This window comes from Stutzerimonas kunmingensis, assembly GCF_900114065.1.
Lineage (GTDB): Bacteria > Pseudomonadota > Gammaproteobacteria > Pseudomonadales > Pseudomonadaceae > Stutzerimonas > Stutzerimonas kunmingensis.
Window position 1 is genome coordinate 1 of record NZ_FORS01000031.1, and the last position, 1,165, is coordinate 1,165.

The 1,165-nt window shown below is 46.9% G+C and carries 1 protein-coding gene; it reads left to right on the plus strand.

Annotated elements, in window-relative coordinates; all coding sequences use genetic code 11:
* Nucleotides 1-209 precede the first annotated feature (209 nt).
* Entirely contained in the window at nt 210-1,085 is an 876-nt protein-coding gene (locus BM275_RS21980) for a cation diffusion facilitator family transporter (RefSeq protein ID WP_090523571.1), read from the plus strand.
* Nucleotides 1,086-1,165 lie beyond the last annotated feature (80 nt).

Sequence of the window (1,165 nt, forward strand, 5' to 3'; positions counted from 1 at the left end):
ATCATTAGCGAGCAACGTCGTTTAACGTTTGAGAGGGATCGGCCAGTTATCGGCAAGTTTCAGACGATAATGCACGAACTCGCTTGAGAGTGGTCCCATTTCTGTCAGTGTGGTTTGGAAGGCCAGATGGTATTGGTGCTAGTATTATCTATTACTTTTTTTGGGCTCCCTATCCTTGACTTATGTTATTTAAGGACGGTTAAAAACCAATGACTCACGAACATAACCATAACACCGAAGCCATAGGCGATAAGCGTTTAATCGCTGCCATTGGCGTTAATACTGTGCTAACTCTGGCACAAGTTGTTGGAGGAATACTTTCTGGCAGTTTATCGCTCATAGCTGACGCGCTACATAACTTGAGCGATGCCGCATCACTGGTTATTGCGCTCATCGCACGTAAAATCGGTCGCAAACCGCCAGATGCTTTTAAAACCTTCGGCTACCGACGCAGTGAAACCATAGCGGCTTTGATTAACTTGGTCACGCTGATTATCGTTGGTCTCTACCTCATCTACGAAGCTATAGGTCGGTTTTTTGCCCCACAGCCCATTGAAGGATGGACAGTGGTCGTGGTGGCGGGAATAGCCTTGATTGTAGATGTCGTCACGGCCTTGCTCACCTACACAATGTCTAAGAATAGCATGAATATAAAGGCGGCATTCCTGCACAATGTGTCGGATGCGCTGGCCTCCGTCGGGGTTATTATTGCCGGAACATTGATTCTTCTGTATGGCTGGTACTGGACGGATACTGTCCTGACACTGATGATTGCTGGGTACGTGCTCTGGCAGGGCTTTAGCATGCTGCCTAAAACCATTCACTTGTTAATGGAGGGCGCACCAGAAGGAGTTTCCATCACTGATATAATCAATGTCATGGAGCAAGTGGACGACGTTGTGAGTGTTCACCACGTACATGTCTGGGAAATTGCCGAACATTCAACTGCATTGGAAGCTCACGTTGTCATCAAGAAGGCTAGCCTGCCCGAAATTGAACGAGTAAAGACTGATTTAAAACGAGTACTTCATGAGCAATTCAAAGTCAGCCACTCGACACTTGAAATGGAACTAGGGATGCTCTGAAATAGCCGCCCATTTCTGGCTGACTTCAGACTCCGCTGATTTTCAAAGCAGAAGCTGATCAAAAAGCGATCAGCTCGTCT